Consider the following 26319-nt stretch of genomic DNA (forward strand, 5'->3'; position numbering starts at 1 on the left):
GATAAGAGTCAGACAATTAATAAATATTCGCCATACTGACTAAAGGTTCATACAGTTTCTCTATATCCTGCGAATCCATCTCTATTTGCACCTGATCGCCGGGCATTAATATCTGCCCTTTAGGAGGCAAATTCTTCCGGTCACGATGAACATTAATTATCACACAACGCTCCGGTAAACGAAGTTCATCTACTATTTTCCCGTCTAAATAAGAGCCGCTCATTATTTCTACAGACAATGTGTAACGCGGTTCTTCCTTAAATGCAGGCGAATGAATCATATCGTCATACAAAATAACATTGAACGGTTTGATTTGAAGCATTTCCGTAAAATAATAAGTTAATCCTCCTACAACAATAGAAGGATAAAAGACTTCCAAATGCCCCGTAATCTCGGTTATTAGTACAATAGCTGTCAAAGGGGTACGGATTACTGCAACAAGGAATGCAGACATACAAATCAACATGATATAACTAATATTCTCATAAGCAATAACACCCTGTTGAACCATAATTAATCCCACTATTTGTCCAAGAAGTCCTCCCGTCACCAGCGTCGGGATAAAACTTCCTCCCGGTAAACCCGAAGAAAAAGAAAAAGTGCTAAAAACAAAATGCAACAACATCATGCCGACAATCCAGAGAATATGCGTGTCCGGATGCATAGCTTGTGATAACAAGAACTGTTCCCCTCCTCCGGTCAGATTAAACTCGGCCATAGAAATCAGAAAAGCGATAAAAAGCAAATACAACATCTTCACGTATTCCGGATGCTTAATAGCAGGGTAAATACGTTTCACCTGAAGAGTGGTGACAGAAAAGAACTTTCCAAAGACAGAAACCACTGCTGCCAGCAAAAGAAACAATTTCACTTGCCCCCAGAAAGTCATCTCCGGTACAATAGCATCAATATGAAAATAAGGATTGATCGGGAAAATCCAACTGGCAACTCCACCTGCCACTACTCCTGCCAAAAGAGTGGTAATAGCTGTTTTAGGTGCATCGAACCGCTCGATAGATTCGATCACCAACAATGATGAAGCCAATGGGGCAGCAAAAGCAGCAGCTAACCCGGCACCGGCGCCGGCAGACAATAGTTGTTTCCGTTCACCACTAAGCACCCTCCCCCATTTGGATACCAAATATCCAACATACGAACCTATTTGCACGGAGGGACCTTCACGCCCCAAAGACAATCCGGTACTTAATGCAAGTATTCCACCTACAAACTTTGCCACCAATTCCAGAAAAGGATGTTTATAATCAACCCTACCATTGATAACTCCACGTGTTTGCGGAATACCCCCACCGGTAATAAGCGGCATTTTCTTTACCAACCAGGATACGAATACAAGTATTCCCCACATCAAAAGAAAAAGAGGTATGTACCAATACCATTTGGGACGAGAATCAAAGAAATCGTGACGGAGATTAAAGAAAAACTGTAATAGGTAATGATAAGGCACAGCCACAAGTCCTGTCAGTAATCCTACGAAGATACTGACAAAGTACAGTCGGGCATCAATCAACTTCAGTTTAAAAATGCGCCAACGACCTTTATCTTTTATCATTTTTATCAGTCGAAACATTCAGCCAGCCTTACATTGTTTTTATACGTAGGACATACAACAATCAAAACCCTGCTGTGGTTTTCAAACTAATGAAGATTTAATTTCTAATTATTTTCCCATCAAATTCAAACGAAGTATAGCATGCACCATAAAGTAAGAACCTAGCGCATTATAATCAGTGTCACGAATGGCAGTAGCGGTTATCGTGCGTATCATAGAAATGTCCTGATGAAGAATATCATATATTTTGAAGCGGATTAGTAACTGTTTCCTCTTCAAAAAGGCTTTTGACAGTTGGCAGTTCCACATGAAATTTGCTTTGGCATAACCCTCATAACCATATCCGGTACGAAGAAAATAAGTCAGGTCATTATATAACTCCATCCCCCAGGGAAGATAAAGCTGCAATTCGGTTCCTGCCTGATAATCAAAAGTTTCAGTACGTTTCTCCCATACGTCATTATAAGAATTGTTATAAGTCAGGCCAACAAGCCCTGTAAGTTCCATTTGGCGGGTACGATAAGTAATCCGTAGACGTTCACGTCCCGTTAAATGCTGTACGGAAGTTTTCACCGGTTCTTCTTTATTCAAGGTTGTATAGCCATTCTGATTCCGGTATTGCAGATAGGAGTAAGTACGAAATATCCAGTTACGATTCTTAAAAGGGGTATTGAGAGAAAAAGAACCCATGCCCCGCCAATTACCATTCATATTGACCGGAGATGTAGTTCGTACACCGGTTTCACTATCATAAGTCACCTGATTAGTTATATTGTTAATGGTATTCTCGAATAAAGCGGTAGCTACCATATTTCGCTGATATTTGGTATTATAAGAATTGAAATTCAGCGTAAAAGTATTCATATATGAAGGCTTCAACGAAGGGTTTCCGACACGGATATTCAAAGGGTTGGTACGGTCGGTCACAGGTTGGAGATCACGTATATTAGGCTGTTTCCCTTTTCCCCTATACACAATTTGCAAACGGGTGCGTTTTGAAAACTTATAGCGGAAATTGACAGTAGGCGAAAAATTCATGACCGATCTTTCCAACTGATCTTCGGGAGCATCACTCAACAATGAATGGCTAACAGACTTTTGAGGTTCAAAATCAACACCAATATTATAATTATACTTCTTTTGTGAAGTACGTATGGCAAGGTTCACTAAGTGATTACTGTATTGATTTTCAAAACGGTTACTAGAGTCTTCATCAAAGTCAGGAGCAAACTCTTCCAGTTCCTTATCCCAGTCATAGACAAAACGATCCGAATTGTTCACTCTATACTGATAGCTGTAACGAAGTTGCAGGAAATGCCGCCACGGCAATGGTTCTACATACACCAGTTGCACCCGGTAATTATAGCCGTCAACATCATCCTCTATTTTCTGATTCTGAATCTTCTTCGTATTATTTTTGAAGTACCGGGTGGTGGAAAGGCTCTTTCGGTCTGTAGCTGAAGCATTAGTACCATAGTCTACCTTCAAAGCAACATTTCTCCCCAAACGACTCAATTTCCGGCTAAGTTGCAACATCATCGTCAGATTATACCGGGAATTATGATTGGTGCCGGAGGACTCTCTTTCATTCAACAAGACATCATTCCCCCACCCTTCCTGAAAGCCACTATTCTCTCTGTCATTGGCTGAGAAACGATATTGAGGACGGAAAATCAATGTAGTAACAGAATCCATTTTCCATTCAAGAGAAGCATTGGCTACCAGTTCGTGATTCTGTTGTCGGCTATGACTCGTGCCCAGATTGATTGATTTATCTTCCCGGAGAAAGTTGTCGACTGTGGTACGGCTATCTTCCAAACGATCGGTGCCGACATATTGAATATTTGAACGTAATTTAACGCGCTTCCAATCATAAGTCGCATTAAGCCCCAATGAGCGGGAGGTAGTCAGTCCCATCCGGCTACGGATATTGCCTGTTGAACTGGAAGATTCATTCTGTAATTCCGAGAATCCCTGGTTATTGGTATTATTCAGATTCCCGATAATGGTTAATTGAGAGTTTTCACGAAAACGGTTCAAGGTATTGGCTAATTCATAACGGTCTTTACTTCCATATCCTCCCATAAAATTCTCCATCCAGCCCCGTTTCATATTTTTTTTCACAGACAAGTCCAGAATCATCTCTTCCTCTCCGTCATCTATTCCCGTAAGACGTGCCAAATCCGATTGACGTTCATACGCTTTTAACTTCTCCACCATCTCCACAGGAAGATTTTTAAGAGCAGCTTTCGGATCATCAGAGAAAAACTCTTTACCGTCCACCAAAATCTTTTGGCACTTATATACGACCCGACACTAGTGGGTTAGGTCATAACAAATAGTTATAGCTCGTAGAAATACGGGCTTTTTTATTAACTAAAANGGCACTTATATACGACCCGACACTAGTGGGTTAGGTCATAACAAATAGTTATAGCTCGTAGAAATACGGGCTTTTTTATTAACTAAAAAATTAGAAAGTATGAAATTTGATATTATTGATATAATTCATGTTTTAGGTCTTGTTTTTTTAAACTTTCTTTTTTTTATTATGTTCTATAATCCTAATAACAATAGAGGTAATAAAAATACCTGACATAAAAAATATGTAATTTATCACTATCTTCGATATGCCAACATTATTATCTACTATTTTTTCTAATATATATATGGAAAAAGAGTAAATAACTCCACCTGTGAATAAATACATTACAGAGCTGGTATCATAACGACCTAATATTATTGATACTATAAGTAAACCAAATATAGAAATGAAAAGAATAGACATATCTAAAGATAATGCAAAAATAGTTCTGTTTATGAAATCTTGTTGGGCAAAGAAATCACTATATATATACATAAAAGTATAGCATAGTGGTAATTGTATAATTAAACAAATAAGAGCACTTTTTTGCAGCTCATTTAACATCTCAAATATCTTTTCAAAATTCATAACAGTTTATTTTTGTGACAAATGTACTGTTTATAGTTTATAAGCAGTACATTGCTCTATATGTTGTATAAAAATGTTCTTTAGCATCCTTGCGAAAAACTTCCTTGAAAATATATTGCAAATTACTTGCTAATATCGTTGATTTTTAGTATATTTGGATAGCTAAAAATTTGACGTTATGAAAACCGATTTTACTCTTTTAACTCTATCTGAAAACTTTCCCGATGAAGAAAGTTGCATCAGATATTTTGAGAAGATGCGATGGGGAGATGAAGTCATTTCGCCTTATGACAGCAATTCTAAGGTTTATAAATGTGGTAATGGTAAGTATAAATGCAAGAATACTGGAAGATACTTTGATGTTAAAACTGGTACTGCATTTGCCAATACTAAACTGCCTATGAAAGCATGGTTTTATGCTATGATGTTATTCTTGTCACATAAGAGAGGTGTTTCATCATGTCAATTAGCGAGAGATTTAGGTATAACTCAAAAAACAGCGTGGAAGATGCTCCATAAGATTAGACAATATATGGAGATGGAGAATAGCCATACTTTATCCGGTGAGGTTGAAATTGATGAAGCGTTTGTAGGTGGGAAGAATAAAAATAGACATAAGGATAAGAAAGTAGAGAAATGTCAAGGACGTAGTTATAAGGATAAAGTTCCTGTATTCGGAATACTTGAAAGAGGTGGTAAGGTTGTTGCCAAAGTTGTTCCCAATACACAAGCTAAAACTATAGTTCCGATTATCAAAGAAAAAGTTGAATTAGGTAGTGTTGTTTATACTGATGGTTGGGATTACAGTGGACTGCATGGGAAGTATGTACAAAGGTCAGTAGACCATGAAAAACATTTCTATGGTACGACCTATGCAACAGATGAAGGCGAGATAATTGTTGTTAGTACGAACGGTATCGAAAATGTGTGGTCACATTTCAAGAGAATGATATTTGGGATATACTATCATGTAAGCAAAAAATATATGCAGAGGTATATTGACGAATATATTTTCCGATTTAATACTCGAAATTTTACCGATTCTCAAAGATTTAATTTACTTTTGCGTAATGCAGCTTAGTTATGGGAAAGAAAAAGAAACAAGAAATAGACCTAAGTAACATTAAAACAGTGAGGTTAGAGATTAACTTTTCTGTTCCTAAAGAACAGTTCGATGAACTGCTCCGAAAGATGGCGCACATTGCGGAAGGGAAAACACCGGATCAAGTCGAAGATGAGAAAGATAAAGACAAGGAGGAAAAGAAGAAGGACTAACAGTTTGTTATTTATGAAGTTATTCTTATATTTGCAGCGTATCATCGAATAGATGGTGCGCTTTTTACGTATTATAGCCTAATCGCCATCGAACTACCACATTGACAGCAATAAGGCTATTTTGGACTCACTTATGGGTGTATTGCGTTTATACGCCATATACTGGCGTAGACTTTTGCCTATAAGTGAGTAGGGTGTGGTAGCCCTCGATGGCGTTAGGCATTAGCTCTACGCCTTTTTCATATATATGCGTGAGGTGATGCTAACTAAATGGAAACATTATTATTTAGTATTAACCAATAAAACGCAAAATGTTATGGAAAAGCAATGTAAAAAGTGCGGCAAAAAGTTAGATAATGATTTTTCTGATTATTGTCTCGATTGTTTAAAGTTTAGCTACTCCAAGTTAGTTAAAGAAAAGCAAGAACAAAAAGAGGATTCTGTATTAAACTCATGTAACAAAGAAGAAGCTACTCTAATTGTAATTGCTAATATTGTACTTACGATAGGAATAATAGCTTCAATCGTTCTCACGTTTATTATGGCATACGATAAATATGGAGATATTCAATATACTGGATTAGCAATCACACTGTCTACTTTACTATCAAGTGTTGTAACTTGGGCTGTACTTTTATGTATAGCAAAAATATCCAAAAACATTAGGGAAATCAGAAATAAATTGCTATCTTAGCAGTCGAAAAAGAAACATGCTCTTTCCAGTTAACACCAACTAGAAAGAGCTTTTTTATTATAACTAAAAGTTATGGCACAAGGCTAGGTGTTGAGTCGTATATAAGTGCCANTTCCAGTTAACACCAACTAGAAAGAGCTTTTTTATTATAACTAAAAGTTATGGCACAAGGCTAGGTGTTGAGTCGTATATAAGTGCCAAAAATATTTATTGCTCATCTCCTTTTTACCTTTTTACTTTATAACCTTTTCATTGCTCTAAAAGCGATGCAAAGGTAAGCAGAAAGAGGGATGTCAAACAATCCCTATCTATTGGTAAAAATAAGACAACAAAAATGAGGTATATAGATATGTACAATACCTATATATAAGTAAATACTAGATAATTTAAATAAAAAAAGAAAAGAAACCCTACTTCAGCCAACTCGCCAACGCACGTTCCGTTACCTCCCACAACTGCTCTTTCTGTACATGATTCGTGTATTTATCAGACAAGTTTTTCCGGTGGTTATTAACATACAGTTGCCCTGTCACACCGGCTTCCTTCTCGTCCAACAGTAAACCGATTGCCGTAGAAGCCCCTTTCTTGGGTTTACGGATAAAAGGACGGAAAAAAATATCCGTCAACGGATCGAACCACTTGTGCATAGTGATGATATCAGTAGAAACAATTCCCGGATCGGCAGCATTGACGCTAATCCCTTTCTCTCGAAGTTGCTCGGAAAGTTCGAAAGTAAACAATAATAAAGCCAGCTTCGTGTTACTGTAAACAGGAATCCTCCAAAACGTTCCCGTTTTCCCTCTATGAAAGAAATCCGGGAAGTCGAGCTTGCCGATTGCGTATGTACAGGAAACCATATTTACGATACGCGCTCCACGCACCATCAGCGGAATTAATTTCCGGGTAAGCAGATAAGGTCCCATGTAGTTCACACTTACCGTTCGTTCGAATCCTTCGGAAGTAGTATGAAAACCTGTCTCCATCGTTCCGGCATTATTCATTAACAAAGAGATGGGAAGATTCCTTTCTAAGATCTGACTGGCAAAAGCAACTACGGATTGCATGGAAGATAAGTCAATAGCCATAACCTCCAAATCCGGGTTTCCGGTTTCCTTGCTCAAACGTTCACGAACAACCTCCGCTTTCTTCGGATGATAACAAGCCATTATGATTCGATAACCGGCTTTGGCTACGGCACGTGTTATTTCTGTTCCCATTCCTCCGTCCGCACCGGTGATGATTGCCCATTTCATTTCACTCATTTTTTCTCCAGTTTATCAATCTCCTTTTGTAAAGAGGAAGGTAATTGTTCTTTCAAATGTTGATGACAAGCCATTTCTATCGTATACATACGTCCTATGCAATAATTACTGTGTCCACAGTTGCAACGTGCTTGTTCCTCCTGTTTCATCCGGTTCACGAATCCCGGTTCGTTGAGTAACGCTCTCGCCATCTGCACGGCATCAAAACCGGAATCGAGCACTTCATCTATTTTCTGACGGGAAACAAGACCACCGACATAAATCAACGGCGCATCCGGAAGAGCCGCACGGAATTTCAATGCATCTTCAAGGAAATAGGCCTCTTTGAAGGGCACAGAGGGTATCATCCATTTGCCAAACATACGGACTCCGTATTTCAGCCACCAACAATTCATATAGTAAGACATCGAACGAATCGGCATGGCACCTCTCATTACATACATCGGCGCTTTGCTGACAAAACCACCACTCAACACCAATCCATGAGCACCAAGTTCCAACAGACGTTTGGCCACTTGTATGGATTCGTCTATCTCCATTCCTCCTTTGAAGCCGTCGCGCATATTCATTTTTACGAAAACTGCCATATCACTGCCTGCCGCTTTCATCACTTCTTCCATCACCATATCCATAAAACGCATCCGGTTTTCGAGCGAACCGCCATATTCATCTTTCCGATGATTGGTGTAGGGAGACAGGAATTGACTAATCAAATAGCCGTGCCCCGCATGTACTTCAACGGCGTCAAATCCGGCTTTCCTCGCCAGATTGACTGCATTTCCATACGCTTTCGCCATTTCCGGCAGCTCCTCTTTTTCCATTCCACGCACAAACGTAGGAGAATAGAGGTTGAAGCCTGAAGATGCGGATATAGGAGTGACACCACATATATTTTTATGGGACATATTTCCACAATGCCCGATTTGTATACCTACTGCGGCACCTTCATCGTGCACGGCTTTTGTCAGTTCGTGTAAACGGGGAATAATGGACGGACGCAACCACAACTGACGGTCGAAAGAAAGTCCGCTTTGTGTCACGGCAGCATAAGCCACTGTTGTCATACCCACTCCCCCCGCAGCTACCGACCGATGGTAATCCAGCAACATCTGCGTGGGAGTATTCTCCGGACACATGCTCTCAAAAGCTGCCGAACGGATCGTTCGATTCCGCAGCGTCAAAGGGCCAAAGGTGACCGGGCTAAAAAGTTTAGATTCCATAGTAGTTGATATTTTATTTAAGTCATACGTAAGTCATGATAAAAAACGCCCCTAATAAAGGAAAGGGAACACTCGTTTCCGTTCTCCCACTGCGTCTCCGAATTCTTCGCGGTAACGGCACCAAATGGCGTTGGCACGGGGAACAAGGTTAGCAATCGTCCACCAAAGGAAGACCAGACCGGAAAGTGAACAAGTGAGTATCGCCCAACCTGCCCATTCTACTATCTCGCCGAAATAGTTGGCGGAAGTGACATAACGGTACATTCCTTTTTGAGGCAGATAATGCCGGGTGTCTCCCGGTTTGCGCAAATGACGAATGATATAATCCGACTGCCAGTTCAACAGCATACCTGCGAAAAAGAGCAGTGCGCCGATAATAAACCACGGTGAAGTGAACCAACCGGCTTGATACATCGTTTCGGGAGCAAGATAGAAAATCCATTTTCCTTGCATATAACCATTCAGCAGATTAAAAAGAACTCCCATCGACATGATTGCCAGCGGCATCTTACTTTTTCCTTTCAATAGCAAAGGGAAGATGAAAGCACGCTGAAAATAGTGAATCTGAAAGAAGAGGAAGAAAGTGAAAATCACCGGTTCAAACCGACGTTCGGAATAGATCCACATCACGCACATCACCACAAAAACCGGAGCTTCCATCAATATCCAGGCTAGTTTATTGGAGATAGCTACTCCCCACGATGCTGTGCGGAAAATACCATATCCGGCTTTCACAAAGTAAAGGGCGATAAAAACAAACAAAGCAATCAGGCTCATCACCCCCAGAAACAGATTAAAAGTATCTATACTCATACCGATCTATTTTGTAACACGCAAAAATAACAAAAATGAGATAAACGACGATACAAAAAATAGAAAGAATCTGAAGTACATTCTTTTACGAACATAAAAAAGGAGAAAATATAAAATTTCCCGGATGCGCGTCTGAAATGATCGGGCACACATCCGGGATTACTTATCTATTTAATAAAAGGATTTGTTCTTATCAGCGTTTCTTAATTGGGATATAAGCCAAATCATCAAGTACATTTTTATAAGCCGGGCGGATAATCCGTTTACCGTCGAAGGTTAATTCTTCATTGCGGTGTGCACACCAGCCTACGATACGTGCCATGGCAAACAGTGGAGTGAAGATTTCCTGCGGCAAACCGATCATTTCATACACGAAGCCCGAATAGAAATCGATATTGCTGGACACTGTCTTTCCGTTGTTTTTAACCCGTCCGAAAGTAGCGATGGCACGTTCTTCCAACAGTTCGAGGAAAGCAAATTCGCTTTCTCTGCCTTTTTCACGGGCAAGGTCGCGAGCCAGTTCTTTCAATAGAAGAGCACGAGGGTCGGAGATGGTATAAACGGCATGTCCGATACCATAGATCAGTCCGGTTTTGTTATACACTTCTTTGTTCAACATTCGGGTGTAGTAAGTATCTATCTCATCTACACTTGTCCAGTCTTTGATATTTTCCTTCAGGTGCTGGAACATGTCGGCAACCTGAATATTGGCACCTCCGTGAAGCGGACCTTTCAGCGAACCGATACCAGCGGCGATGGCCGAATAAGTATCTGTTCCGGTAGAAGAAGTAACGCGAACGGTGAAAGTAGAGTTATTACCACCACCGTGCTCTGCCTGAAGAATCAGCAATAGGTCGAGGGTGCGTGCATCCAGTTCGGTATAGTCTTTTTTCAGCATATACAGGAAATTCTCGGCAATAGAGAGCTTTTCCTGCGGATGGCGGATATGCAGAGAACGTCCGAAAGTAGCATGACGAAGCATATTATAAGCATAAGCGATGATAGTGGGGAACTTTGAAATCAGTTCAATACTCTGACGCATCAGGTTATCCCGGGAGGTATCATCCGCATTTGCGTCAAAACGATACATTTCCAATACACTGCGAGAAAGAATATTCATGATGTTGTTTCCTTCCAACTCGATGATGTTCATTTTCGTTTTCTGTTCCAACGGCATATTGTCGTTAATCAACTCACGGAAAGAAAGCAATTCTTCTTTATCTGGCAGACGTCCGGAAAGCAATAGGTAAGCCACTTCTTCGAAGCCAAAGCGTTTCTCTTTGATTATAGCGTGAGAAATATCTTCTACATCATAACCGCGATAGAACAGTTTTCCCGGTATGGGTTTCAACCCACCCCCCGGAACACGTTCATATCCTACTACATTACCGATTCTGGTTAAACCTACCAATACACCTGTGCCGTCTTCATTACGCAATCCGCGCTTCACATCAAACTTGGAGAACAATTCTGTATCAATCCGGGTAGCTTCCTTCATTTCCTCGGAAAGCTTGTAAATCAAGTACTCTTTTTTCATCTTTCTTCGTTTTTTATTCGTTACTTTTGTTTTTCAATTCTTTCCACGATCTCACGAGTGAAAGCGGAAGTAGAGAGGGAGGTTCCATTCGGCATAAAACGGGCTAAATCGTGTGTAGCGCGAGCGTCCAGGAAGCTTTGTTCCAAGGCTTTCTCTATCAGAGCAGCCGCTTCTTTCCAGTCAAAATATTCGAGCATCATTACTGCCGAAAGGATAATAGAACAAGGGTTCACCACATCTTTTCCCGCAATATTGGGAGCTGATCCATGAGTCGCTTCAAAGATGGCATGACCTGTCTGGTAGTTGATATTTGCTCCCGGAGCGATGCCGATACCGCCTACCATGGCCGCCAGTTGGTCGGAAACATAGTCTCCGTTGAGGTTTAAGGTGGCTATTATGGAATATTCTTCGGGAATCAGGAGTGTATTTTGCAAGAAAGCATCCGCAATGCAATCTTTTATCACCAGTCTGCCATCTGCCAAGGCATCGCCAAATTCACGTTGCGCCAGTTCGTAGCCCCATTTTTTGAAACCACCTTCGGTAAACTTCATAATATTCCCTTTATGCACCAACGTTACGGAAGGCAAATGATGGTCGAGCGCATACTGGCAGGCAGCACGTACAAGACGCTCCGTGCCCTCACGTGATACAGGTTTCACACCGAAAGAAGAGGTTTCCGGGAAACGAACTTTTGTCACGCCCATTTCATCTTTCAGGAATTGATAGAACTTTTCAGCTTCCGGAGTTCCGGCTTCCCATTCGATACCTGCATAAATATCTTCCGTATTTTCACGGAACACACACATGTTCACTTTCTCCGGTGATTTGACAGGCGACTGTACTCCCTGATACCAACGAACCGGACGAAGACAGACGTATAAATCAAGTGTCTGACGCAGTGCTACGTTCAACGAACGGATTCCACCTCCGACAGGAGTTGTCAACGGACCTTTGATTCCTACCAGGTATTCCTGAAAGGTTTCCATTGTTTCATCCGGCAACCAGGAACCAGTCGCGTTGAAGGCACGTTCTCCCGCCAACACTTCTTTCCATTCGATCCGACGTTTGCCGCCGTATGCTTTCTGGATAGCTGCGTCCACTACGGCTTGCATGGCAGGAGTCACTTCGGCTCCTACTCCATCGCCGGTAATATAAGGTACGGTAGGCACATCGGGTACCAACAGCGTACCATCTGTTTGCATGGTTATTTTGCTCATTTTTTATCTTGTATTTAAGGCAGAACCGGCACGGAACCAAGCTATCTGCTGTTCATTATAGGTATGTTGCACTTCAAAACTTTCTTTCGTTCCGTCTTCGTGATGAAGAATAATCGTCAGATTGCGCCCCGGTGCGAAATGGACTAAGCCTGATACGGACAAAAGATCGTGTTCCCGAATCTTGTCATAGTCTACTTTATCTACAAAAGTAAGAGCAAGCATTCCTTGTTTTTTCAGATTTGTTTCGTGGATACGGGCAAAACTCTTAGCCAAAATGACACGTACATTGAGGAAGCGTGGTTCCATGGCTGCATGTTCACGGCTGGAACCTTCTCCATAATTCTCTTCGGCAACAACAATAGACGGAATACCTTCGGATTTATACATCTTTGCCGTACCGGAAACTGTTCCATAAGTATTTGTCGAACGATTCCAAACACTATTCGTTTCACCATTGAAAGCATTGACAGCTCCCATCAGCATATTGTCGGAAATATTCTCCAAATGTCCCCGGAAGCGGAGCCATGGACCTGCCATAGAGATATGGTCGGTAGTACATTTTCCCTGTGCTTTAATCAATAAAGGCATGTTCAGCAAGTCCTGTCCGTCCCATGCCGGGAAAGGAGTCAGAAGCTGGAGACGTTGGGAATCCGGTTTTACCCTGATTTCCGTTTTTGCTCCATGGGGGGCAATATATCCCTCATTTCCCTGTTCAAAACCTTTCAAAGGAAGTTCATCTCCTACAGGTTCGGAGAGTTTCACTTTTTCTCCGTTATGATTCACCAGTCTGTCTTTCAACGGGTTGAAACAGAGATCACCGGCTATTGTTAACGCCATCGTTAATTCCGGAGAAGCTACAAACGCGTATGTGTTGGGATTACCGTCAGCGCGTTTGGCAAAATTACGATTGAAAGAGGTGACGATTGAGTTTTTTCGTGTCGGATCATCCGTCTCACGTTTCCACTGACCGATACAAGGTCCACAAGCATTTGCCATAATCGTGGCTCCCAGCCGTTCAAAAGCCTCAATCATACCGTCTCTTTCGGCAGTAGCCCGAATTTGCTCCGAACCCGGATTGACGATCAGTGGAGAAGCGACGCTCAAATTCTTTTCTGTCACCTGCTTTGCCAAAGAAGCTGCACGGCTCAAATCCTGATAAGAAGAATTGGTACATGAACCTATCAAGCCTACCTCCATTTTACGGGGGTAGCCGTTCAATAACACTTTTTCTGCAAATTCAGAGATGGGAGTAGCGGCATCCGGTGTAAACGGCCCGTTTATATAAGGTTCGAGTTCTGACAAATCTATTTCAATCACACGGTCGTAATAGTTGGATGGTTCGTCGGTCACAATGTCGTCTGCACGAAGGTCTGCACCAACAGATTCAGCCCAATCGACTACACAATCTCTTCCGGTAGCTCTCAAATAAGTAGCCATGCGTCCGTCAAACGGGAACAAAGAGGTAGTAGCTCCAACTTCGGCACCCATATTGCAAATGGTAGCTTTCCCGGTAGCAGAAAGGGATTCGGTTCCGGGACCAAAATATTCGATAATAGCATTCGTTCCTCCTTTTACGGTAAGGATGCCGGCCAATTTCAGGATTACATCTTTCGGAGAGGTCCAACCGCTTAGTTTTCCGGTCAGACGGACACCGATAATCTTCGGCATTTTTAGCTCCCATTCCATTCCTGTCATCACATCCACGGCATCCGCGCCACCAACACCGATAGCCACCATGCCCAGTCCGCCTGCATTAGGCGTATGAGAGTCTGTTCCCACCATCATACCGCCAGGGAAAGCATAGTTTTCGAGCACTACCTGATGGATAATTCCTGCTCCCGGTTTCCAGAAGCCGATGCCATAACGGGAAGATACATCACGGAGGAAGTCGTATACTTCTTCATTGGTTAGTCTTGCCGTAGCAATATCCGCCTTTGCACCTTTATACGCCTGTATCAAGTGATCGCAATGTACTGTCGAAGGCACAGCCACCTGATCCTTACCTGCATTCATAAATTGAAGCAAAGCCATCTGCGCAGTTGCATCCTGCATAGCCACACGATCGGGACGGAAATTCACATAATCCTCCCCCCGTTTGTAATCTTTCAAATCGGCTACATCATACAGATGAGCATACAAAATCTTCTCGGCCAACGTCAAAGGGCGTTTCAGCATAGCCCGTACGTGTTCTACCTTTCCTTTATAAGCAGCGTAGAAAGCTTCTAACATAGTCACATCATATACCATATTGCTTTTTGTTTTTTTAGTCTATCTATTAAAATAACGAACGGCGTTCGAGTAATGTTTAACAAAATGAAATATTTTTTCTACCCGGAACGAAGATTTGTTACCTTTGCGCCTATTATGAGTAATAATCCGAAAAGTCCCATTATAGACCTTCAGCAACAGCAACTCCTCCTGCGGATGGAGTATGAATATGAGAAAGAAGAATTTAAGCGGCAGACCGAAACAATGGGCGTTGCCCGTAAAGTGAAGCGCGGTCTCTGCTGGTATCCTGTCTCTCTTGGCCGAAGTTACTACAATTCGCTGAATCAGCTTGTAATAGATATTACACGGACCGAAAATAAAGAAATAGAGCATTCCTTTGAGTTCGGCCGTCCTGTTTGCTTTTTCCACCAGTCATTCGAAGGAAAAGTGAAGTATATGGATTTCATCGCTACCATCAGCTTTGCCGACGAAGAACGAATGGTCGTTGTACTCCCCGGAGCGGGAGCTTTAGCGGAACTGCAAACTGACGGTATACTGGGAGTACAACTTTATTTTGACGAAACATCGTACCGGGCCATGTTCGAGGCACTGGAAGACACGATACGTGCCAAGGACAACCGCCTGGCGGAACTGCGCGACATTTTGTTGGGTACCCAAAAGCCGGGATTCCGCGAATTATATCCTGTCCGCTTCCCATGGCTGAACAGTACACAGGAAACAGCAGTCAACAAGGTGCTATGTACACGTGACGTATCTATTGTTCACGGTCCTCCGGGAACCGGGAAAACAACGACTCTTGTCGAAGCGATTTACGAAACGTTACACCGGGAACCACAAGTGCTTGTCTGTGCACAAAGCAACACGGCTGTCGACTGGATTTGTGAGAAACTGGTAGACCGGGGAGTACCCGTGCTCCGCATTGGAAATCCGACCCGAGTCAACGACAAAATGCTTTCATCCACCTACGAACGCCGGTTTGAAAGTCATCCTGCCTATCCGGAGCTTTGGGGAATCCGTAAATCTATCCGCGAAATGGGTAGCCGGATGCGCCGGGGTAGTTATTCTGAACGGGAAGGAATGCGTAATCGCATGAGTCGTCTCCGCGACCGTGCCACGGAGTTGGAAATACAAATCAATGCCGATCTTTTCGACAGTGCCCGTGTGATTGCTTCTACCCTAGTCAGCAGCAACCACCGCCTGCTCAACGGACGTCGTTTTTCGACTTTATTCATCGACGAAGCTGCACAAGCCCTCGAAGCTGCCTGCTGGATCGCTATCCGCAAAGCAGACCGGGTCATCCTTGCAGGAGATCATTGTCAGCTTCCGCCGACTATCAAATGTATAGAAGCTTCCCGTGGAGGATTGGATCATACATTAATGGAAAAAGTCGTTCAACAAAAACCTTCCGCGGTCTCTCTATTAAAAGTACAGTACAGAATGCATGAAACCATCATGCAGTTTCCCTCCGACTGGTTTTATCACGGAGAACTGGAAGCTGCTCCGGAAGTACGCTATCGGGGGATTCTTGATTTCGACACTCCCATGAACTGGATCGATACTTCAGAGATGGACTTTCACGAAGATTTTGTAGGAGAAAGCTTCGGACGCATCAATAAGCAGGAAGCCAACCTACTACTGCAAGAACTGGAAACTTACATCGAACGTATCGGCAAAGAGCGAATACTGGATGAAAGAATTGATTTCGGTCTGATTTCGCCATACAAGGCACAAGTGCAATATTTGAGAGGAAAAATAAAAGGAAGCAGCTTTTTACGCCCTTTCCGCAGCCTCATCACCGTGAATACGGTAGACGGCTTTCAGGGACAGGAGCGAGACGTTATTTTCATCAGTCTCGTACGTGCCAACGAGGACGGACAAATCGGGTTTCTAAATGACTTGCGAAGAATGAATGTAGCGATTACGCGGGCACGAATGAAACTTGTTATATTAGGAGATACCTCCACCCTTGCCAAGCATCCTTTCTATAAAAGGTTGATGTTATTCATTAAAAAGGAGGATTAAATACTTAATCCTCCTTTTAACAAAGCACACTTTCTCCCGAAACCACACTTTTTTTAACACAAACAAAACAAACAATATTTTACATCAGTACTATTCTTAATTTTTCACCCTCAAAGATAGTCGATTATTCCAATGCACTCCAACTATTTCCACCATTTTATTTGCGGATCGCGCGTTTTTGCCCATTCTGCAAATTTAGGATATGTTTTATCAATGCGCTGATTCTCCTTTTTAAGATCTAAATTCAAAATAGAAGCGTCCAAACGAGCATCTACATGAATTGCAAACGGAAAACCATCTTTGCAAATGAAATAGGTACCATCTACATCACCACGAGAAATATCAGCTCCGGAAGGGAAACGATTATTCGCACCAGTCGTCGGCTTATGATCTGTCAGATGGACTTCTGTGGCAGAGTTGAATACTTTTATAAAAGGGTTATAAGGAGCTACCACCACTGATTTATCAAGAGTAGGGTTATTAAATTGTATGGATACCGTATATGTCTTCTCTTGAATATTCTGATTAATCATATCCTCCGCATTCACATTGGATACTCCCAATTCAGCTTTAGCATCCTTGAATAATGTTATCACATTACCTGAATAGGAAGTAATTTCATCGCCATTGATTATTACTTGGGACGCTTTACTCAAATCGAAAGGAACCTCATACGCAAACGAGTTTTTATAATTAGCTCCCGTCCAAGCCAATGTGAACTTATCAATAATATTAAGAACTTTATTATCTATATTATAATCAACACTTGACTGATATTTCATGACTACATCATTCAAGTCATAATCTCCTTGTTCAGGCCAGTTATCTTCAAAGCCAAGCACTCCAGAATACTTTTCTGTTCCTTGTCGATCACCCGGATTAGGAACATCCGGAACTTCAATAGCAGCAATAGGATTAGAAGAGATAACGAAAGCAACATCATTATAGTCATTTTCACCGTTTTTCCAGTCTTCCATAGTGATAACATTCACTCTATCACCTGCTTTATTTTTTGCTGCAAAAATTGCAGTGTGAGAAATTTTGTCACTATTCAAAGATTTGGTTGAGTAGAACATATTCCCATTAGCCTTAACACCTCTCCAACCGTCATTCCAAATTAGGAAACCAATCTTTGTACCTGCTGGGATACGTTCCGGTTCTTCTTCCGGAAAGCTGCCTGTCTCATCAATATATTTCAAATTCACCGCAACCCCACTATAATTACCCAGACTACTTTTATGTACATTAGGGAAGATTACACATGCATGCTTTGCAGCTTGTCTTATTTTATCAATACTGGCATTTTCCGAATAACAATAGTAAGCAAACACACTTTGCGCACCTGTATCTCCTCCGAAATAGTTGACAACGACATTCGCATCTTCTTTTATCAGAATATCAGCATCATCAGAGACTAAATTAGTTCCTACATTATTCTTTCCTTCCGGAAAATATGTCGTTATATAACTCTTAAGCGTTGCATCCACATTTATTTTTTTGGAAGCATCCAGATAGTTAGGCCTACCAGTATTTACATTCCAAGTTCCTAATACATTCGGAATTACATTTGTAATAAATTTCAAAGAAGATCTTGTTTGTGCACTTCTCGTTGATGAATCCAAAGCAGTTACATCAAGAGCATTCTCAAAGGTTATTTTTGCGCTGACATCCGAACCGACAACTTTAGTTTTATACAAAGTCGGCACACCAAAATCCGGAGAATAAATATAAACTTCTGAAACTGCTGTCGGGAAAGAAGCCGGTTTGATATAACGTCCTTGTATATCTGTAAATCCGGTTGCAATGTGTGAAACCCCTGCTTTCTTTATAATCTGACCGCCTTCTGCCACATAAGAAAGCGGATTTTCAGCATAAACTTCAAAATAAGCCCTAGGACATTCCTTTCCATAATCAATATTCAATTGAATATTCTTAGTAGTGGCAAAGTCGAAATAGTTATCTAAAGTAACTTCTTCTTTATCTCCTGAATTAGCAGGATCATATACATCTTTCTGTAAACAGCTTGAGAAAACAACAGAAACAACACCGATAACACATGCTAATTTAGCAATGTTAATCATTCTTTGGGGTAAGTTAAAACACATCATACTTCTCGTTCATTTTATTTGATGGTGCAAATATAAACATAAACTTGCATATTTTAATCACATTATTGATATATTTTTCAAAAAAAAGTTTCTGCAAGTTTCACCTACCCATTTTAAATATCTTATTAATAAAAAAAGGAGAAAGCAAAAAGCCCTCTCCTTCTTTTAAAACTTGTATAATCTAGTCTAATTAATTATTCTCCGGACGAAGTTTACGAACAGTTACAGCAGTCTGCCACATTTCGCTTTCGCGTAATTGACGGAGTTCTTCGTTCAATTTTTCACGATAATCAGGTTGTGAATTACTGTCGATAGAAATCTGCGCTTCGTTACCAGTCTTCACACTGTTATACAACTTTTCAACTACCGGTTTGATAGCATCGTGGAATGGGCCCATCCAATCGAGAGCACCACGTTGAGCAGTAGTAGAGCAGTTAGCGTACATCCAGTCCATACCGTTCTTTGCGAACAACGGCATCAACGACTGTGTCAGTTCTTCCACTGTTTCATTGAATGCTTCAGAAGGACTATGACCGTTTTCACGCAATACTTCGTACTGTGCCAGCAACAAACCTTGGATAGCACCCATCAATGAACCACGTTCACCTGTCAAGTCAGAAGTAGCTTCACGCTGGAAAGTTGTTTCGAACAGATAACCGGAACCGATACCGATACCCAGTGCGATAGTTCTTTCGTAAGCCTTGCCTGTAGCATCCTGATAGATAGCATAAGAAGAGTTCAAGCCACGTCCTTCGAGGAACATAGTACGCAAAGACGTACCCGAACCTTTAGGAGCAACCATGATAACGTCGATATCAGCAGGAGGCACTACACCTGTACGGTCGTTCCAAGTGATAGCAAAACCGTGTGAGAAATAAAGAGCTTTTCCGGCAGTCAGGTAAGGCTTGATAGTAGGCCATACTGACATTACTGCTGCGTCAGACAACAGACACATTACAATAGTACCTTTCTCACAAGCTTCTTCGATACCGAACAAAGTTTCACCCGGAACCCATCCGTCTGCTACTGCCTTATCGTATGTTTTTCCTTCACGTTGACCAACGATTACATTGAAACCGTTATCACGCAAGTTCAGTGCCTGTCCAGGACCCTGTACGCCATAACCGATTACAGCGATTGTTTCATTTTCCAATACTTCACGAGCTTTTTCCAATGGAAATTCGTCACGGATTACTACAGTTTCAGTAGTACCTCCAAAATTCAACTGTGCCATTTTCTTTTTGTTTTTAGTTTTTGATGACTTACGCCATCTGTTATTAATTGATTTTATATTCTCACATTTATTCAAATATCACTTTCGAGCGGCAAACAACTTCGTTACCATTCTTCTTCACTTCTACGTGAAACTCGTTTGCGTTCACTTCATCGCAGAAGAAAGAGAGTTCATCACCAAAATAGCTTTCCGCCACATACGCCATTTCAAAACGACGGATACGCTTGGTCTTATACAATTCAATCGGGAACAAATCAAGGATATGCTCGATGTAACGGATGCTGTTTACATGACCGTTGATATCTATATCACTGTATTTTGCCGTCAGGGTAGCTATTGGCTGATCGCTTGTCACTTTGATGCGTGAAGGCTTTTCAATCGGACAAGGCTCATCACAGACATAGTCTACGATACTTCCCCCATGCAAAGTCAACAAGTCGGCAGGCTTGCGGGTATTAAGATTAATCATTGCCCATACAGAACGTGCGTAGCCAATCTTCTTCCCATCCTTATCAATAATAGCAAAATTACGGTCCGTAAACAAGCGGTAGACATTTTCCACCCACGTCTGAACCGAGAAATTCTCATACTGATAAGGCATTTCATCCAACTCAATAGCCAGACGTGAAAGCACCCATGTATAATTGTCCTCATTCAGCGTTGCAATACCAAAACCACGGTCATTGGCGTGAAAACCTGCACAATTCAGCAGATGATTTCCCAGTACCCCCATAGTCAAACGTCCGTTGAAGTCAACATGGAACGGTTCTGCCACAAACTGATAAGTCCCTATTCTATTTTCTTCATTCATTATTCTTATTGGTTTTTACTTTGGTTATACATAGCTTCCCGTCCATCGAGAAACTCATTCACCCGTTCAAAACAGCTGGTAGTAATCGCTACACGTCCCGAACGAACAAACTGCAAAACACAATTCAAAGCCTTCAGTTCACCATAGAGCGAAGTTATATCTTCGCTCATTCCATTTTTCTCGACAATGGAAAATACCGGATTGACTTCCACTATACGTGCATTGTATCTACGGATCAGCTTGGATGCTTCCGGATTCTCCTGAAAAGCAGGAGTAGACACCTTATATAATGCAATCTCGTGGAAATAAATTTCATCCTCTGTGAAATAATGTGCCTGAATCACGTCGATCTTCTTTTCGATCTGTTTCACTACCTTCTCAATGATGTCCTTATCAGTCCAGGCTGTTATTGTATACTTATGTACACCTTTAATAGAAGAAGCAGATACATTCAGACTCTCAATATTTATTTGCCGACGGGTAAATACAGCAGTTACCTGATTCAGCAACCCGGCTATATTCTCCGAATGAACAATGATTGTATATAACGTTTTATCACTCATAACTCTAATTTTTTAAATGCGAACCCTCAACTCTCCATTCTCAACTCTCAACTTCTCCTAGCACTCCAGCAACATCTGGTTTACCGAACCACCTGGAGGAGTCATCGGCAAAACATTGCCTTCTTCCACCACGCAAGCTTCGAGCAGGAACGGACCGTCCGTTGCCAGCATTTCAGCAATAGCTTCCTTCAGTTCTTCACGAGTGAAAGCACGTTTGGAAGGAATATCATAAGCCGAGGCCACTTTCATATAATCCGGATTCAACATCGGGGTAAACGAATAGCGACGGTTGAAAAACATAGCTTGCCACTGACGTACGTTTCCTAGGTAATTATTGTTCAGGCAGATAATCTTCACCGGAGCCTTCTGCTCCATAATCGTACCCAGTTCCTGAATATTCATTTGCAGTCCGCCATCTCCCATAAATACGCATACGGTGCGTTCCGGTGCTCCGAAAGTTGCCCCGATAGCTGCGGGAAGCCCGAAGCCCATTGTTCCAAGTCCTCCGGAAGTAATGATACTGCGTTCTTTCGTATATTTAAAGTAGCGTGCAGATATCATCTGATTTTGACCTACATCTGTTACCAAAACAGCTTCATGGTGAGTAGCATCACTTACCGCACGTACCACTTCCCCCATACTCAAAGAGTTTGTGGCAGGATGAAGTTCGGGACGGATTACTTTTTCCTCCTCTACTTTCTCATATTCTTTGAAGCTATCAATCCATTCGGTATGAGTGTTCTTTTTCAGAAGTTTCGTCACAGAAGCCAGTGTTTCCTTGCAATCTCCCAATACAGCTACATCTACCTTTACATTCTTATTAACTTCCGCAGGATCGATATCAAAATGAATCACTTTTGCCTGTTTGGCGTAAGTAGCCAAATTACCGGTCACACGGTCATCAAAACGCATACCAACAGCAATCAGCACATCACATTTATTGGTATTGATATTCGGTCCCAGATTGCCGTGCATACCCAACATACCTTTATTCAACGGATGTTCTGTTGGCAAAGCCGAAAGCCCGAGCAGCGTACAACCCGCAGGCATATCCGCTTTTTCGATAAACTCGCGCAATTCGCTCTGTGCATTTCCCAGTTCAACACCTTGTCCAACCAATACAAGCGGACGTTCAGCGTTATTAATCAGTTCGGCAGCAGCCTGTACAGACTCCTCGTCCGTATCGGGAACAGGAACATAGCTACGGATAAAATCGACTTTCGTCGGTTCGTATTTCGTTTTCTCTACTTGCGCATTTTTGGCAAAGTCCAGTACCACCGGCCCCGGACGACCACTACGAGCAATGTAAAACGCACGTGCTACCGCCCAGGCTACATCTTCCGCACGGCGAATCTGATAACTCCATTTAGTGATTGGCTGGGTAATACCTACCAAGTCAACTTCCTGAAAAGCATCGGTCCCAAGAAAGCCTGTTCCTACCTGTCCGGCAATCACCACGATAGGCGTACTATCGATCATCGCATCCGCAATGCCTGTTACCGTATTGGTTGCTCCGGGACCGCTCGTCACCAGGCAAACACCTACATCACCCGATACACGGGCATAACCTTGTGCGGCATGGGCGGCTCCCTGCTCGTGACGAACCAAGATATGGTTCAATATATTTTGATGATCGTACAAGGCATCGAATACCGGCATAATAGAACCACCGGGGTAACCAAAGATGGTAGTCACTCCCTGATGTTCCAAGGAGCGCATCAAAGCCTCTGCACCTGTTATTAAATCTTTCATATTAGTTGATAGTTGATAAATGATAAATGATAGTTGAGAAATGACAGTTGAAAATGAATGGTTTACAATCATTGCGCTAAGTGCTGCGCAGCTAACTATTACCTATCAACTATATTATATAATTCTCACTGCTCCCTTATCGGCAGAGCTTACCATGCTGGCATACGCCTTCAGGCTCTTCGGTACATAACGGTCACGAGTGACAGGAGTCATCGGACGGGCCGCCAGTTCTTCATCCGTCAGTCGCACGTTAATCTTCCGGGCCGGAATATCGATTTCGATAATGTCTCCGTCTACAATTTTTCCGATATTGCCTCCAGCTGCCGCTTCAGGAGAAATATGTCCGATACTCAATCCGGAAGTTCCACCACTGAAACGTCCGTCGGTAATCAAAGCACATTCTTTTCCGAGATGACGAGATTTGATATAAGAGGTAGGATAAAGCATTTCCTGCATACCGGGACCACCCTTCGGACCTTCGTGCGTAATGACGACTACATCGCCACTGACGACTCGGCCTCCGAGGATGCCTTCACAGGCTGCTTCTTGCGAATCAAATACTTTGGCAGGTCCGGTAAATTTCCAGATACTTTCGTCTACACCTGCTGTTTTTACCACACAACCGTCTTGGGCAATATTGCCTTTCAATACGGCCAATCCACCGTCTTTGCTATAAGCATGTTCCAAATCACGGATACATCCGTTTGCACGGTCTTTATCCAGTTCCTTATAGTACATGCCCTGTGAACCAAGTACGAGATTGAATCTATTTCCGGCTGCACTCGAATATTTTTTAATTGCCTTTTCGCTTACATTCGGGCTGGTGATTGAATATTCATTAATAGCTTCCGCCAATGACATTCCGTCTACCCGTCGAACAGATGTATCTATCAGACCGCCTTTTGCCAGTTCATCCATGATAGCAATAATACCACCGGCACGGTTTACATCCTGAATATGATATTTCTGTGTATTGGGAGCCACCTTGCAGAGACAAGGAGCCTTGCGGGAAAGCATATCGATATCATCCATCTTGAAATCTACCTCTGCTTCATGAGCAATAGCCAACAGGTGAAGAACTGTATTAGTAGAACCACCCATTGCTATATCCAGCGTCATGGCATTCAAGAAAGCCTGACGGGTAGCAATGCTACAAGGAAGCACACTTTCGTCTCCTTCTTCATAATATAACTTTGCATTTTTTACGATCAGTTCTGCTGCATCTTTGAAAAGCTGCGTACGATTCTCGTGTGTAGCTACGATGGTTCCGTTTCCGGGAAGAGCCAGTCCGATTGCTTCATTCAGGCAGTTCATTGAATTGGCGGTAAACATACCGGAACAACATCCGCAAGTAGGACAAGCATTTTGCTCGATATTCGCTACTTCCTGATCGCTGACACTTTCATCAGCCGATTTAATCATCGCGTCGATCAAATCCAGGTGCTGACCATTCCATTCTCCGGCTTCCATCGGACCGCCCGATACAAATACGGCAGGAATATTCAAACGCATAGCCGCCATCAACATTCCGGGAGTAATCTTATCGCAATTGCTGATACATATCATTGCATCTGCCTTGTGCGCATTAACCATATATTCTACACTGTCTGCAATGATGTCACGTGAAGGAAGCGAGTAAAGCATACCATCATGTCCCATTGCTATACCGTCGTCGATAGCTATTGTATTGAATTCCGCAGCGAAGCATCCCAGCTTCTCAATCTCTGCCTTCACCAGCTGACCGATTTCATGCAGATGCACATGTCCCGGAACAAACTGGGTGAACGAATTGACGATAGCAATAATGGGTTTACCCATCTGATTCTTCTTCATGCCGTTGGCTGCCCATAACGCACGGGCTCCCGCCATCCGACGGCCTTGTGTACTAAACGAACTGCGTAATTGCTTTTTCATTTCAATCTATCTTTTAATTAAAGAGCCTTCCTCACACAAGTGAGAAAGGCTCTAAATTCTATCTTTTATGGTACGAACACATACAACACAAAAACCTTTCTCACGCTCTTGATGGGACCACCACGACGCGAATAATATGCAGGACTGCTAGGTTAATAGATGTATGTAACATATTCATATCTTCTTTTCTTTATTTTCGTGCTGCAAAGGTAAGGGCTTTTTTATTATATCCAAACAAATCGAAGAAAAAAATCACTTAAAAGCGAACAATTGTAAGAAAAGAGAGGTATTATTTCTCTATTTTATCACTTAAAGGTTGAATTTACAACTATTATCTAACTGCGCGCCTCACTTTCTTTTTCTGACAAAAGCACTTAATAATCTGAAATTTACCCTCCCTATACCGGAGTACAAGCAAATAATTCGTATCTTTGTAGACCCGTATTTACGGGAATTATTAATCAGAAACAAAAAAGATCAGATGGAAACAGTAGAAAACAAGTACATTACCGTTGCATACAAACTATATACAATGGAAGATGGTGAGAAAGAGTTGTTCGAAGAAGCAAAAGCAGAACATCCCTTTCAATTCATTTCAGGATTAGGAACAACACTCGAAGATTTCGAAAATCAGATAACTGCTCTTTCTAAAGGTGATAAATTTGATTTTACCATTCCGGCAGATAAGGCTTACGGACAATATGACGAACAACACGTTATTGACCTCCCCAAAAATATATTTGAAATAGATGGCAAATTTGACAGCGAACGTATTAAAGAAGGTAACATCGTACCTTTGATGACTGGTGACGGTCAACGCGTAAATGCCAGCGTAGTAGAAATCAAACCGGATATTGTAGTAGTTGACCTCAACCATCCGTTGGCTGGTGCCGACCTGATCTTTGAAGGTGAAATACTGGAAAGCCGTCCTGCTACGAACGAAGAAATTCAGGAACTTGTGAAAATGATGAGTGGTGGTGATGGCTGTGGTTGCGGATGCGACAGCTGCGGTGATGGCTGTGGCGACGACTGCGGTTGCGAAGGCGGACACTGTCACTAAATAAAGTATTAAATTATAAAGTATTAAGTATTAATTCCGTGCGGACACAGCCGGGCTTTAATACTTAATACTTTTTTTATGCCGT

19 protein-coding genes and 1 pseudogene are annotated in these 26319 nt (G+C 42.1%); 5 read left to right on the forward strand and 15 right to left on the reverse strand.

Going from position 1 to position 26319, the window contains the following annotated elements; translation table 11 throughout:
- Positions 1-16 precede the first annotated feature (16 nt).
- The 3 genes and pseudogenes from KQP79_RS03815 to KQP79_RS03825 all read right to left on the reverse strand — a co-directional run bounded on the left by KQP79_RS03815 (position 17) and on the right by KQP79_RS03825 (position 4523).
- Positions 17-1588, reverse strand: coding sequence for a ClC family H(+)/Cl(-) exchange transporter (locus KQP79_RS03815; RefSeq protein WP_022199059.1), 1572 nt, complete (start codon positions 1586-1588; stop codon positions 17-19).
- 90 nt (positions 1589-1678) lie between these two features.
- Positions 1679-3865 (reverse strand): annotated as a pseudogene (locus KQP79_RS03820) (outer membrane beta-barrel protein); the annotation flags it as partial.
- Positions 3866-4100: 235 nt separating this feature from the next.
- Positions 4101-4523, reverse strand: a complete 423-nt coding sequence (locus KQP79_RS03825) for a hypothetical protein (protein WP_138344048.1) — start codon at positions 4521-4523, stop codon at positions 4101-4103.
- 178 nt (positions 4524-4701) lie between these two features.
- Here KQP79_RS03825 and KQP79_RS03830 point away from each other — a divergent pair, with 178 nt between their 5' ends.
- From KQP79_RS03830 to KQP79_RS03840, 3 genes are all read left to right on the forward strand, one after another.
- A complete protein-coding gene (locus tag KQP79_RS03830; protein WP_134985920.1) occupies positions 4702-5604 on the forward strand; it encodes an IS1595 family transposase in 903 nt (300 codons plus the stop codon).
- Positions 5605-5606: 2 nt separating this feature from the next.
- Entirely contained in the window at positions 5607-5798 is a 192-nt protein-coding gene (locus KQP79_RS03835) for a hypothetical protein (RefSeq protein ID WP_118023722.1), read from the forward strand.
- Positions 5799-6114: 316 nt separating this feature from the next.
- On the forward strand, positions 6115-6492 hold the full coding sequence (locus KQP79_RS03840) for a hypothetical protein (protein ID WP_121960406.1): 378 nt from the start codon (positions 6115-6117) through the stop codon (positions 6490-6492).
- A 410-nt stretch (positions 6493-6902) separates the two neighbouring features.
- Here the strand turns inward: KQP79_RS03840 and KQP79_RS03845 are convergent, their stop codons facing one another.
- The 6 genes from KQP79_RS03845 to KQP79_RS03870 form a co-directional block, all read right to left on the reverse strand.
- The gene (locus tag KQP79_RS03845; protein WP_061448602.1) at positions 6903-7754 is read right to left on the reverse strand and encodes an SDR family oxidoreductase; all 852 of its coding nucleotides are present in this window, start codon (positions 7752-7754) and stop codon (positions 6903-6905) included.
- Positions 7751-8974 carry an NADH:flavin oxidoreductase gene (locus KQP79_RS03850; protein WP_004315786.1) on the reverse strand — a complete coding sequence of 408 codons (1224 nt, stop codon included), beginning with the start codon at positions 8972-8974 and terminating at the stop codon, positions 7751-7753. Before KQP79_RS03850 ends, KQP79_RS03845 begins: the two co-directional genes overlap by 4 nt.
- 51 nt (positions 8975-9025) lie before the next feature.
- A complete protein-coding gene (locus KQP79_RS03855) occupies positions 9026-9787 on the reverse strand; it encodes a DUF1295 domain-containing protein (protein ID WP_061448601.1) in 762 nt (253 codons plus the stop codon).
- A gap of 193 nt (positions 9788-9980) precedes the next feature.
- Positions 9981-11324 carry a citrate/2-methylcitrate synthase gene (locus tag KQP79_RS03860; RefSeq protein WP_004299485.1) on the reverse strand — a complete coding sequence of 448 codons (1344 nt, stop codon included), beginning with the start codon at positions 11322-11324 and terminating at the stop codon, positions 9981-9983.
- A 20-nt stretch (positions 11325-11344) separates the two neighbouring features.
- The gene (icd, locus tag KQP79_RS03865; RefSeq protein ID WP_061448600.1) at positions 11345-12541 is read right to left on the reverse strand and encodes an NADP-dependent isocitrate dehydrogenase; all 1197 of its coding nucleotides are present in this window, start codon (positions 12539-12541) and stop codon (positions 11345-11347) included.
- A 3-nt stretch (positions 12542-12544) separates the two neighbouring features.
- Positions 12545-14788 carry an aconitate hydratase gene (locus tag KQP79_RS03870; protein WP_061448599.1) on the reverse strand — a complete coding sequence of 748 codons (2244 nt, stop codon included), beginning with the start codon at positions 14786-14788 and terminating at the stop codon, positions 12545-12547.
- Between the two features lie 66 nt (positions 14789-14854).
- Between KQP79_RS03870 and KQP79_RS03875 the strand changes: the two genes are divergently transcribed.
- The gene (locus tag KQP79_RS03875) at positions 14855-16792 is read left to right on the forward strand and encodes an AAA domain-containing protein (RefSeq protein ID WP_061448629.1); all 1938 of its coding nucleotides are present in this window, start codon (positions 14855-14857) and stop codon (positions 16790-16792) included.
- A 143-nt stretch (positions 16793-16935) separates the two neighbouring features.
- Here the strand turns inward: KQP79_RS03875 and KQP79_RS03880 are convergent, their stop codons facing one another.
- The 6 genes from KQP79_RS03880 to ilvD form a co-directional block, all read right to left on the reverse strand.
- Positions 16936-18900 (reverse strand): LruC domain-containing protein, encoded by a 1965-nt coding sequence (locus tag KQP79_RS03880; protein WP_032850944.1) that lies wholly within the window; start codon positions 18898-18900, stop codon positions 16936-16938.
- A gap of 190 nt (positions 18901-19090) precedes the next feature.
- Complete coding sequence (gene ilvC, locus KQP79_RS03885; protein ID WP_008641144.1) at positions 19091-20134, reverse strand: ketol-acid reductoisomerase; 1044 nt, start codon at positions 20132-20134, stop codon at positions 19091-19093.
- A 67-nt stretch (positions 20135-20201) separates the two neighbouring features.
- Positions 20202-20945 (reverse strand): acyl-[acyl-carrier-protein] thioesterase, encoded by a 744-nt coding sequence (locus KQP79_RS03890; protein WP_008015591.1) that lies wholly within the window; start codon positions 20943-20945, stop codon positions 20202-20204.
- 5 nt (positions 20946-20950) lie between these two features.
- Positions 20951-21508: an acetolactate synthase small subunit gene (gene ilvN / locus KQP79_RS03895; RefSeq protein ID WP_004299476.1), complete on the reverse strand. Its 558-nt coding sequence runs from the start codon at positions 21506-21508 to the stop codon at positions 20951-20953.
- 57 nt (positions 21509-21565) lie between these two features.
- Positions 21566-23260: a biosynthetic-type acetolactate synthase large subunit gene (ilvB, locus tag KQP79_RS03900; protein WP_055236386.1), complete on the reverse strand. Its 1695-nt coding sequence runs from the start codon at positions 23258-23260 to the stop codon at positions 21566-21568.
- Between the two features lie 114 nt (positions 23261-23374).
- Positions 23375-25174, reverse strand: a complete 1800-nt coding sequence (ilvD, locus tag KQP79_RS03905) for a dihydroxy-acid dehydratase (RefSeq protein WP_061448598.1) — start codon at positions 25172-25174, stop codon at positions 23375-23377.
- Positions 25175-25655: 481 nt separating this feature from the next.
- On the opposite strand from ilvD, the gene KQP79_RS03910 reads away from it, so the two are divergent.
- Positions 25656-26234 (forward strand): FKBP-type peptidyl-prolyl cis-trans isomerase, encoded by a 579-nt coding sequence (locus tag KQP79_RS03910; protein WP_004306740.1) that lies wholly within the window; start codon positions 25656-25658, stop codon positions 26232-26234.
- The last annotated feature ends 85 nt before the right edge of the window (positions 26235-26319 follow it).

Origin of the sequence: Bacteroides sp. DH3716P (assembly GCF_025914115.1) — a bacterium.
GTDB lineage: Bacteria > Bacteroidota > Bacteroidia > Bacteroidales > Bacteroidaceae > Bacteroides > Bacteroides ovatus.

Coding starts and splice junctions, on each gene's coding strand:
- KQP79_RS03815 (WP_022199059.1), bottom strand. CDS start 1,588: ATGTTTCGACTGATAAAAATGATAAAAGATAAAGGTCGTTGGCGCATT.
- KQP79_RS03825 (WP_138344048.1), bottom strand. CDS start 4,523: ATGAATTTTGAAAAGATATTTGAGATGTTAAATGAGCTGCAAAAAAGT.
- KQP79_RS03830 (WP_134985920.1), top strand. CDS start 4,702: ATGAAAACCGATTTTACTCTTTTAACTCTATCTGAAAACTTTCCCGAT.
- KQP79_RS03835 (WP_118023722.1), top strand. CDS start 5,607: ATGGGAAAGAAAAAGAAACAAGAAATAGACCTAAGTAACATTAAAACA.
- KQP79_RS03840 (WP_121960406.1), top strand. CDS start 6,115: ATGGAAAAGCAATGTAAAAAGTGCGGCAAAAAGTTAGATAATGATTTT.
- KQP79_RS03845 (WP_061448602.1), bottom strand. CDS start 7,754: ATGAGTGAAATGAAATGGGCAATCATCACCGGTGCGGACGGAGGAATG.
- KQP79_RS03850 (WP_004315786.1), bottom strand. CDS start 8,974: ATGGAATCTAAACTTTTTAGCCCGGTCACCTTTGGCCCTTTGACGCTG.
- KQP79_RS03855 (WP_061448601.1), bottom strand. CDS start 9,787: ATGAGTATAGATACTTTTAATCTGTTTCTGGGGGTGATGAGCCTGATT.
- KQP79_RS03860 (WP_004299485.1), bottom strand. CDS start 11,324: ATGAAAAAAGAGTACTTGATTTACAAGCTTTCCGAGGAAATGAAGGAA.
- icd (WP_061448600.1), bottom strand. CDS start 12,541: ATGAGCAAAATAACCATGCAAACAGATGGTACGCTGTTGGTACCCGAT.
- KQP79_RS03870 (WP_061448599.1), bottom strand. CDS start 14,788: ATGGTATATGATGTGACTATGTTAGAAGCTTTCTACGCTGCTTATAAA.
- KQP79_RS03875 (WP_061448629.1), top strand. CDS start 14,855: ATGAAATATTTTTTCTACCCGGAACGAAGATTTGTTACCTTTGCGCCT.
- KQP79_RS03880 (WP_032850944.1), bottom strand. CDS start 18,900: ATGATGTGTTTTAACTTACCCCAAAGAATGATTAACATTGCTAAATTA.
- ilvC (WP_008641144.1), bottom strand. CDS start 20,134: ATGGCACAGTTGAATTTTGGAGGTACTACTGAAACTGTAGTAATCCGT.
- KQP79_RS03890 (WP_008015591.1), bottom strand. CDS start 20,945: ATGAATGAAGAAAATAGAATAGGGACTTATCAGTTTGTGGCAGAACCG.
- ilvN (WP_004299476.1), bottom strand. CDS start 21,508: ATGAGTGATAAAACGTTATATACAATCATTGTTCATTCGGAGAATATA.
- ilvB (WP_055236386.1), bottom strand. CDS start 23,260: ATGAAAGATTTAATAACAGGTGCAGAGGCTTTGATGCGCTCCTTGGAA.
- ilvD (WP_061448598.1), bottom strand. CDS start 25,174: ATGAAAAAGCAATTACGCAGTTCGTTTAGTACACAAGGCCGTCGGATG.
- KQP79_RS03910 (WP_004306740.1), top strand. CDS start 25,656: ATGGAAACAGTAGAAAACAAGTACATTACCGTTGCATACAAACTATAT.